Source organism: Pseudomonas sp. DW-iso17, from assembly GCF_058725345.1.
Genome location: NZ_JBZXEA010000021.1, coordinates 433,549 through 443,259, shown reverse-complemented (window position 1 = coordinate 443,259; position 9,711 = coordinate 433,549). Strand labels below are relative to the sequence as shown.

Here is a 9,711-nt window from a genome sequence, read left to right as displayed (position 1 = left end):
TCCAAAGGTGGGAGCCGGTGGTGTATCAGGTGAAATAACGCTGCCCGTTACGGCGTCATCGCGGGCAAGCCCGGCTCCCACAAGGGAATGCATTCCAAAGGTGGGAGCTGGCTTGCCTGCGATGAGGCAGGTACAGGCGATGCAGCACTAAATCTTACGCCATACACTCGCCAACCAAGGCTGCTGTTCCCGCGGCAACCCGGCCGGCCGGTAGTAGTGCTCCAACTCTTCAAACCCGGCTGCGGTCAGCAAGGCCCGCCAGGCCTGCAGATCGTGATAAGAGCCATACCGCGGCCCATTCCAGCCCTCCTGGTTCTCGCCCCGAGGGTTCGAGCTGAACAGCACGCCCCCAGGCTTCAACGCGCCGTGCAGCTCTTTGAGCACTCGGGGCAACTCCTGCTTGGGAATATGAAACAGCACCGCATTGGCAAACACGCCATCGAAGCGTTCGGCGGGCAGGTCCAGCTTGAGAAAGTCCTGCTGCAGCACCTCACAGCCGCTGTCTTCGCGGGCCATCTGCGCAAAACGTTCGGAGCCATCCAGGCCCACGGCGATATGCCCCATGCGCGTAAACGTCTGCAAATCCCGCCCTGGCCCACAGCCGAAATCCAGCACAGTGAACGGCGGCGTGCCCTGGATATGCCGCAGCAGCGCGTCGACGTTCTGGCTCACATCGTGATCGCGGGTGCCTTCACGGAAGTCTTCGGCCACCTTGTTGTAATGGCCCAGGGTGGTGGAGGTGATCTGGTTGAGGTCGTCGGGAGCAAGTTTCATGGCATGGCGCACGGCTGCGGCTGAGGTGGTTGGACTATACCCCGGCCCACTCTTGAGTTGAAAACCGTGTATCCGCTGTAGGGCACTTCATGGCGCTCGCAGTGTGCGCATCCGACAGACCGTCACGGGAAATTGTGGGTAAGATTCGGCCTTCATTTGCAGAGGGTTATACATCCATGGAAGAGGAAAAACGTCCCGCCGTTGGCAACCACACCGCGTCGAACAAGGTCGACCAATACGCCACGAGATTGAGCAATGGGCTGTTCTGGCTCAATGAGCGTGCCTGGCCGCTGACGGTGGGGATTCTCTCGGTGGCAGGCCTGTACCTGTACCAGTACATCCAGATGGAAAAGGTGCCGCTGAGTATCTTGTCGGCGTCGGCGTTCACCGCATTGCCAGCGATGTTCGCCATGTTGGTATTTGTGATCGGCATGATGGGTGCATCGATCCTGGTGCCCACGTTCATCTTGTTCACACGCCTGAACGGCACAGGTGTGCGTCTGAGTGATCAACTCAATCTCAGCCCGCAGTCGCCGCAAGAGACGGCCCAGCACAGGAGGTTACTGGGACATTGGGCGGCCAGCCTGTTGGTGATGTTTGTGTTCTGGATGTCCGCCGTATACCTGTCCGTGAACGCCGAAAGTGGGTTTTTGCTGACGTTCAGTTGGATCGTAGCGATCATGGCGGCGGTAGTGGCCTATGTCGGCATCATTATTCGTGCGCGCCCCGCCCATGTTGCTCTGCGTGAGTTGTCCGGCGAGTTCTGGCTGGCCAGTGCTGGCGCCGGGGCCATTCAAATGGTGGTCATTCTGATGGTGACGGTGCCGGTCTCCCGCGCCTTCAGCGAGTACTCCGACAGCGCCGTGTTCTTTGCGCCGTTCATGGCTGCCGAAATGGCCGTGCTGTTCCTGATCCAGGGAAGCGCCGCCTGCCTGGTGGTGCGCATGCGCGTCCAGAAAAACCCGGTGGCGTTCGCCTCATTGGTGGCCTTTGCGCTCATCGTTTTACTCGGGCTGATCCCGGCGAGTGGGGCCAAGTTGGGCGGCCTGCCGCTGCAAGGATCCGCCTCGGGAGGGCGCGTTTGTACCTTGATGACCTGGACGGCGCAGGCCCAGGTTCCCGGCGCGCTGGTAGACGCCGACAACCCCAAGCGCAGCGTAAAACTGCGAGTGATGGCCGACTCGGATGGCAGCTATATCGTGCGGCCCTGGCAGGCCAAGGAAAAAACCATCACCTTCGTGCCCCGTGCCAGTGTTGCCCAACTGGATGAGTGCCCGTGACGTCAGCGCTTGTTCAACACCCGCGCCAACCTATCCCCACTCAGTTGGATCACCGCCACCAGCACCACCAGCAACACAATCACAGTGAGCATGATCTGCGTATCGAAGCGCTGGTAGCCATAGCGGTAGGCAATATCGCCCAGGCCACCGGCGCCGATTGCTCCGGCCATGGCCGATGAATTGATCATGGTCACCAGGGTGATCGTGAAGCCGCCGACGATGCCGGGCAACGCCTCTGGCAACAGCACATGCCAGATGATGTGCCAACGGCGGCAACCCATGGCCTGCGCGGCTTCGATCAGGCCATGGTCGACCTCGCGCAGGCTCACTTCAGCGATGCGTGCAAAGAACGGCGTGGCGGCGATGGTCAGCGGTACCACTGCGGCCCAGACGCCATAGGTGGTGCCGACGATCAGGCGCGTGAACGGGATGAGCGCCACCATCAGGATCAGAAACGGAATGGAGCGGAACAGATTCACGAACGCTCCCAGCACGCGGTTAAGCGCCGGTGCCTGGTAGATGCCGCCCTTGTCACTGGTGACGAGGAACACCGCCAGCGGAATGCCCACCAGCAGCGCGATCAGCGATGACACCCCCACCATCAACAAGGTGTCGATGGCCCCCTGCACTAAACGATCAAACCACATAGCCCAGCACCTCCACCTGTTGTGCCCAGTTGGCCGCGCGTTTGCGCAGTTCTTCGGCGTTGTGCGGCGATCCATTCACCGCCAGCAGCAGTTGCCCCAAGGCATGCCCCTGGATGCGTTCCACGCCCCCTTGTAGTAAACGCACACGGCCGCCGAGGGCACTGAACAGCGCCGCGAGGTCTGGCTCCAGGGTGTCGCTGCCGGTGAACTGCAGGCGCAGCACCAGTGCGGCGTCGGCCGAGGCTGGCGTGGGTTGCAGGCGGCGTTGCAACTCTGGCGGCAAGCCGTGTTGCAGCGGTGCGAGCAGGGTCTTGCTGACCTCATGTTGCGGATCGCCAAACACCTGCCACACCGGGCCTTGCTCGACGATACGCCCGTGCTCCAGCACCACTACGCGGTGGCAGATGTCGCGGATCACCGCCATCTCATGGGTGATCAGCACGATGGTCAGGCCCAGGCGCTGGTTGATCTCGCGCAGCAGGCCGAGGATCGACTGGGTGGTTTCCGGGTCGAGGGCCGAGGTGGCTTCGTCGCACAGCAGAATCTCGGGGTCGTGCACCAGCGCGCGGGCGATGCCGACGCGCTGCTTCTGCCCGCCGGACAGCTGCGCCGGGTACGCCTTGTGTTTGTCTTGCAGGCCTACCAGCTCCAGCAGTTCATGCACCTTTCGCGCGCGTTGTGCCTGGGGCACACCGGCGACCTTGAGCGGCAACTCGACGTTCTGCCACACGGTCTTGGCCGACATCAGGTTGAAGTGCTGGAAGATCATGCCGATGCGTCGCCGCAGCGCCACCAGGTGGTCTTCATCGAAGCTGCCGATGTCCACCTGGTCGATCAGCACCCGTCCGCTGCTGGGTTGTTCCAGGCGATTGATAGTGCGGATCAGCGACGACTTGCCGGCGCCGCTGCGGCCGATGATGCCGAACACTTCGCCCCGCTGGATCGCCAGGTCAATGCCTTGCAGCGCATGCACCGTGCCGTCATAGGTTTTGCCCAGGTTGATGAACCGCACATGGGCGCGGTTCAAGTCCGGGTGCAGTTCAGTCTGTTCCGCGTGGCTGGGCGCAGGGGCCAGATCGTGCAATCGGGCGTTGGCGGCACTCATGGTTTAGCTTCCCAGCCAACCTGATAGAGCTTGCCGAGGGACTTGTCCAAGGCTGCACGCACCACTGGCGAGTGCTGGTAGATATCGACGAACTTGATCACCCGTGGGTCGGTTTTGCTCTTGGGCTGGATGACGAACTGAATCACGTATTCCGGATGATCGAGGCCGTCGAACAGCAGTGCCGACTCGGCATCGAAGGTCTTGGACAGGCGGATGTACGCCGGGTAGCCCTGCACCAGATCGGCGTCGTCATAGGCGCGCACCAGTTGCACCGCTTCCACTTGCAGGATCTTGATGTTTTTCGGGTTGGCGACGATGTCTTCTTCGGTGGCCTTGTAGCCCACACCCGGTTTGAGGGTGATCAGCCCGGCCTTGGCCAGCAGTTGCAGGCCGCGCCCGCTGTTGATCGGGTCGTTGGCAATCGCCACGCTGGCGCCTGCGGGCAGCTCGTTGAAGCTTTTGTATTTTTTCGAATACAGCCCGACGTTGTTGATGATGCCCGGCGCGTACGGCACCAGGTCAAACCCGGCGGCGGCCTTGGCGTTCTCCAGGAAGGGAATGTGCTGAAAGTAGTTCACGTCGATATCGCCGGCGGCGAGGCTGACGTTGGGCGCGATCCAGTCGGTGAACTCCACCAGTTCGACCTTCAGGCCCTGCTTGCCGGCCTCTTCTACGGCGGCTTCCAACGGAATAGCGAAGGCAGCGGTGGTGCCGATTTTCAACGGTGCATCGGCGGCGAATACCGCCGAGCTGAATAAGCCGAAGGCCAGGGCCAGTGCTTTGACTGGGTTGTTTAAGAATGTCTTTTTCATAGTGGTTTTCCAGTCATAAGGTCTTAGATAGCGAGATCGTTCCCACGCTCCGCGTGGTAATGCAGCCAGGGACGCTCCGCGTCCCCAAAGCGAACGCAGAGCGTCCAAGAGGCATTCCCCCGCGGAGCGTGGGAACGATCAAACAACGTGGCGGTAGGTAGAGCCGGTGTGTTGGTTGGGTAAGCGAGCCGTGTCATGAAAGACTTTTTCCCTCAGCGTTCCCTGCGCATATTCCGTCTTGTACGAGCCCCGTCGTTGTAACTCCGGTATCACCAGCTCAATGAAATCCACATAGCTCTCCGGCGTCACAATGCGCGTCAGGTTGAAACCATCCAGCCCGGTTTCGCTGATCCAGGATTCCAGCTCATCGGCCACCTGTTCAGGCGAGCCCACCAGGGTGATATAGCGCCCGCCCAAGGCGTGCTGGTCGAGCAATTTGCGCCGGGTCCAGTCGTTGTTCTGCAGGTTCTGGGTGGCCGACTGGATCGCGTTGCTCTTGACGTACTGGATCGGTTCGTCCAACGCGTACTGGGCAAAATCAATCCCGGTCGAGGCCGAGAAGTGCGCCACGCCAGCTTCCGCGCTGGCGTAGCTGAGGTACTCGGCGTGCTTGTTCCAGGCCAACGCTTCAGTGGCGCCCACAATGACGTTCAGGCCCATGAACACCTTGATGTCGTCCGGGTTGCGCCCAGCCTCCACTGCGCTGGCGCGCACCTTGTCCACCTGGCGCTTGGTCGCGGCCTTGTTCTGCCCGCTGATAAACACGCACTCGGCATGCCGCCCGGCGAACAGCAAGCCGCGCTCGGAACTGCCGGCCTGGAACAGCACCGGCGTGCGCTGCGGCGATGGCTCGCACAGGTGGTAACCCTCCACCTGATAGAACTCGCCGTGGTGCTCTACCTTGTGCACCTTGCCCGGTTGCGCATACACCCGCGCTTGGCGATCGTTGTGCACCGCGTCGTCTTCCCAGCTGCCTTCCCAGAGCTTGTACAACACCTGCAGGTATTCATCGGCCTGGTCGTAGCGCCGGTCATGCTCGACCTGTTCGGTAAGGCCCATGGCCTTGGCGGCGCTGTCGAGGTAGCCGGTGACAATGTTCCAACCTACCCGGCCACGGCTCAGGTGATCCAGCGTCGACATGCGCCGGGCGAACAGGTACGGCGGCTCATAGGTGAGGTTGGCGGTAAGGCCGAAGCCAAGGTGCTGGGTAACGGCGGCCATGGCCGACACCAGCAGCAACGGGTCGTTGACCGGTAACTGGATCGACTCCTGGAGCGGCACGTCGATGGAGTCCTGATACACGTCATACACGCCGACGATATCAGCGATGAACAAACCGTCGAACAACCCGCGCTCCAGGATCTTCGCCAGTTCAGTCCAGTATTCGAGGGTCTTGTACTCGGTCGAGTTGTCCCGTGGATGAGTCCACAAACCGTGATTGATGTGCCCGATGCAGTTCATGTTGAAAGCATTGAGCAGGATCTTTTTTTTGCTCATCAGATGGTCCCCCGCAGCGGCGGGTTTTCATCGTTGAGGTAGTAGTTGCCAACCGCATGGTATTTCCAGCGCACCGGGTCGTGCAGGGTGTGCACCCGGGCGTTGCGCCAGTGGCGGTCCAGGCCGTGTTCGGCCAGGGTCGCCTGGCTGCCGGCCAGTTCGAACAGGGTGCTGCCGGCCGCCAGGGAAATCTCGGTGCTCAGGGCGCGTATTTCGGCAACGGCGATGGAGGCTGCGGCGACGGTCTGGGCATTGCTGTCGGCCTGGGCGCGGTCGAGGAATTCACCCGAGCGTTCCAGCAAGGCTTCGGCGGCGTGCAGGCGGCTGCTCAGGTGGCCGAAGCTCTTGAGTGTCAGCGGGTCTTCGGTGGCCTTGTCGTTGCCGGCGTCGATCCACGGGCGGGTCTTGGTGCGCACAAAATGCAAGGCATCCTCAAAGGCTGCGCGGGCGATGCCGGTGTCGATGGCTGCGTGAAGGATCTGCGCCAGCGGGCCGACAGTAGTCGGGCGTTCGAAGGCGCTCTGGAACGGCACCACGTCTTGCGCCGCGACCCACACGTTGTCGAACACTACCGAGCCGCTGCCGGTGGTGCGCTGGCCGAAGCCGCTCCAGTCATCGATCACCGTCAGCCCCTCGCTGTCACGCGGTACGAAGGCCAGTTGCTGCACGCCATTTGCATCCACCACCGAGGTGGGGATGCGCTGGGCGTAGATCGCGCCGGTGGCGTAGAACTTGCGCCCGTTGATGCGAAAACCATCGCCGTCGCGGGTGAGGCTGGTAATGCGGTCATGGGCGGTCTTGGTGCCCAGCTCCGCCAAGGCGTTGCCAAAGCGTTGGCCGGCCAATACCTCGGCGTACAGGCGTTGCTGCTGTTCGGGGCTGCCGTTCACCCGCAGTACTTCGAGGGCATAGAAATGGTTTTGCGGAATCTGGCCCAACGAGCCATCGGCCTGGGCGATCAGTGCGATGACCTTGGCCAGGGTGACGTTGGACACGCCCGCGCCACCGTAGGCCTTGGACACGCTGATGCCCCACAGGCCAGAGCGGGAAAACCCGTCCAGCTCGGGCAGCGGCAGGCGGCGTTCGCGGTCGCGTTGGGCGCTGTCGCGGCGCAAGTCTTCAGCAAGATCGCTGGCGACAATAAGCGCTTGTTCGTCGCTGGTGATGACCGCGACGGGGTGAGAAAGGGTCATGAGTTTCTCCAGAAGCTCGTGGAAAAAGTGTTCTGGTTGGTTAAATCCACGAATGACGAGCCGGCAAGGTGCCGTTGAGCCGATAGGCGCCGATGGCGTGGTACTTCCAGCGCACCGGGTCGTGCAGGGTGTGAACCCGGGCATTGCGCCAGTGACGGTCAAGGTTGAATTCGGCCAGGGTGGCGCGGCTGCCCGCCAGCTCAAAGAGCTTCTCGGTGACTTGTAACGCCACTTCGGTGGTCAGCACCTTGGCTTCGGCCACGGCAATCGAGGCGTGGGCGGCGGATTGCGCGGTGATCGGCGCGGCGCTGACCTGGTCAAGCACCTGGCCTGCCTTGCGCAGCAGGGCTTCGGCGGCGTGCAGTTCGATCTTCAGCTTGCCGATATCGGCGATCACATACAGGTCGTCGCTGGCTCGCTCGACCTTGGCGTCGATCCACGGGCGCGAACGCTCACGCACGAAGGCGATGGCATCGTCGAGGGCGCCCCGGGCGATGCCGGCGTCGATGGCGGCCTGGATCAGTTGCGACACGGCCCCTTGGATATTCGGGCTTTCGCCCAGGCGCCAGTTGTCGATGACCAGGTCCGGGTCCACCGCTACGCGATCAAGCAGCACGGTGCCGCTGGCGGTGGTACGTTGGCCAAAGCCGGACCAGTCATCAACGATGCGCAGCCCTTCGCTGCCGCGACGTACAAAAGCCATGACCTGCTTGCCGTCATCGTTCAGGGCCTTGATTGCCACCCAGTGAGCGAACAGGGCGCCTGTGGAGTAGAACTTCTGGCCGCTGAGCACGTAACCGTCGCCTTCGGCCGTGAGGCGCGCCTTGAGCTCCAGAGTATTTTTGGTGCCGCGTTCCGGGCCGCCGTTGCCGATGCGCCAGCCGTCGAGCACGCTCTGGAACAGCTGCTTTTTCTGACGCTCGGTGGCGGTGCCCTGCAATACGTGCAAGATGCCGAAATGGTTCTGCGGGATCTGCCCGAGTGCCGGGTCGGCCGCGCTGATGATCGCGAAGACTTCGGCCAGGGTCACAAACGACACCTGGGGGCCGCCGTATTCGCGGGGAATGGAAATACTGCCCAAGCCGCTGCGGGTGAACTGTTCGAGCTGCGCCCAGGGCAGTTTGCGTTGCTGGTCGCGCTGGGCGGCCTGCGCACGTGCAGCCTGGGCCAGCTCGTGGGCGGCGCTCAGCGCCTGGGCGTCGTTGCGCAGCACCGTGGCGGGCAACAGCAGGGGAGCTACGTCCACATCACTCTGGGGGGATGTTAGAGCCAAGTTAGACATCAGCGCCGCTCCTTGGCTGCACGCAATGCCCTGGCGTTGCGCACCGGGGTAATTCTGACCATACCGACCTCGCATTCAATGAAATAAACAGAAAAATCAGGAATGTCCGGTGGTCCGGTGCATATACCCTAAGCGTGTTAATTATTTAAATAAACTAACTTTTAGGAATATGCATAGAAGGGCTGTCACCCCGGTTCACAGGGTGAACCGAAGCGACGCGGTTGATAGCCTGGCGCGGGCGAGGCTGGGCGGGGCGGTGTGCAGGCGGCGATGCGCAGCGTGCGGGCGGGCGCCCAGCGGGAGTTGTTACCCACGCGATCGAGAATGCAGTAGGTGACCTCCAACCGGCAGTCGTCGCCGGCTTCGACAATCACGTGGGGCGGCACCCACACCTGCACCGCCAGGCCGACGCTTTGAGCCTGAATGCGGGGCAGGTCCAGGCGTACATCGCCCCAGCGCAAGGTGATGGCATCGCCCGTGCTCATGTTCAGGTAAGGCTCGATGGTCAGCGGAATGCCGCGCCTTACCTGGCTGCTGTTGACGCCATGGCGGCGGATCGTCTCGGGCAGGTTCACGGGCGCCAGGTTCTGGTTTTCATCGCCGCCTTCAGGGTTCAGGCGCGGCGAAGGCTGACCGCCGGGGTAGTTGGTCTTGACCCGCACCAGGGTCACCGCCGAGCGCATCGGGCCATGGCCGATCTGCAAGACCTGGTAGTGGACGCGTGCCGGTCCGTCCTGCACAAAACTCTGCGGTACGCACAGGTGGGTGCACGTGCCGATCTTGCACGCCGTCACCTTGCGCGAGGCGGCGAAGCAGTTGTTCCAGAACAGTTCGATCAGGTCGCCTTCTTCCATGCTCGGGTAGGGTGAAATGTCGACCTGCAAGTGGGCGGAGGCCAGGGCGCTGATGCCGTTTCCAATAGCCTGGGGCAGCCTTGGGGCACGGAGCGTGGCCGAGGTTTGAGCGTGTGTCATAAGTAATCTCCTTGGTGCAGCCAGCAGCAATCGTTCCGAAACCTCGACGAACAGGCGCAAGGGGGGTCGAAAGGCACGATTCAGTCAGTAGCCGGGATAGGATCCAATCCTCAAGGCGCTAGATAAGAGGGTTGGCCAAGGAGCGTC

Annotated in this window: 9 protein-coding genes; 1 reads left to right on the top strand and 8 read right to left on the bottom strand. The window is 62.2% G+C overall.

The window, feature by feature from the left end:
- Positions 1-147: 147 nt before the first annotated feature.
- Positions 148-774: a class I SAM-dependent methyltransferase gene (locus AC4PS6_RS16395; protein ID WP_060767878.1), complete on the bottom strand. Its 627-nt coding sequence runs from the start codon at positions 772-774 to the stop codon at positions 148-150.
- A gap of 176 nt (positions 775-950) precedes the next feature.
- On the opposite strand from AC4PS6_RS16395, the gene AC4PS6_RS16390 reads away from it, so the two are divergent.
- On the top strand, positions 951-2,054 hold the full coding sequence (locus AC4PS6_RS16390) for a hypothetical protein (protein WP_201913863.1): 1,104 nt from the start codon (positions 951-953) through the stop codon (positions 2,052-2,054).
- Positions 2,055-2,056: 2 nt separating this feature from the next.
- On the opposite strand, the gene AC4PS6_RS16385 is transcribed toward AC4PS6_RS16390, so the two are convergent.
- From AC4PS6_RS16385 to AC4PS6_RS16355, 7 genes are all read right to left on the bottom strand, one after another.
- Positions 2,057-2,701 carry a methionine ABC transporter permease gene (locus AC4PS6_RS16385; RefSeq protein ID WP_003187635.1) on the bottom strand — a complete coding sequence of 215 codons (645 nt, stop codon included), beginning with the start codon at positions 2,699-2,701 and terminating at the stop codon, positions 2,057-2,059.
- Complete coding sequence (locus AC4PS6_RS16380) at positions 2,691-3,806, bottom strand: methionine ABC transporter ATP-binding protein (protein WP_103452440.1); 1,116 nt, start codon at positions 3,804-3,806, stop codon at positions 2,691-2,693. Before AC4PS6_RS16380 ends, AC4PS6_RS16385 begins: the two co-directional genes overlap by 11 nt.
- On the bottom strand, positions 3,803-4,618 hold the full coding sequence (locus AC4PS6_RS16375) for a MetQ/NlpA family ABC transporter substrate-binding protein (protein ID WP_038448479.1): 816 nt from the start codon (positions 4,616-4,618) through the stop codon (positions 3,803-3,805). Before AC4PS6_RS16375 ends, AC4PS6_RS16380 begins: the two co-directional genes overlap by 4 nt.
- Positions 4,619-4,756: 138 nt before the next feature.
- On the bottom strand, positions 4,757-6,115 hold the full coding sequence (locus AC4PS6_RS16370) for an LLM class flavin-dependent oxidoreductase (protein WP_032901775.1): 1,359 nt from the start codon (positions 6,113-6,115) through the stop codon (positions 4,757-4,759).
- Positions 6,115-7,308, bottom strand: coding sequence for an SfnB family sulfur acquisition oxidoreductase (locus tag AC4PS6_RS16365; protein WP_336826692.1), 1,194 nt, complete (start codon positions 7,306-7,308; stop codon positions 6,115-6,117). The genes AC4PS6_RS16370 and AC4PS6_RS16365 overlap by 1 nt, the downstream gene beginning before the upstream one ends.
- Before the next feature lie 40 nt (positions 7,309-7,348).
- The gene (locus AC4PS6_RS16360; RefSeq protein WP_019819871.1) at positions 7,349-8,590 is read right to left on the bottom strand and encodes an SfnB family sulfur acquisition oxidoreductase; all 1,242 of its coding nucleotides are present in this window, start codon (positions 8,588-8,590) and stop codon (positions 7,349-7,351) included.
- 185 nt (positions 8,591-8,775) lie between these two features.
- On the bottom strand, positions 8,776-9,564 hold the full coding sequence (locus tag AC4PS6_RS16355) for a hypothetical protein (RefSeq protein ID WP_060767880.1): 789 nt from the start codon (positions 9,562-9,564) through the stop codon (positions 8,776-8,778).
- Positions 9,565-9,711 lie beyond the last annotated feature (147 nt).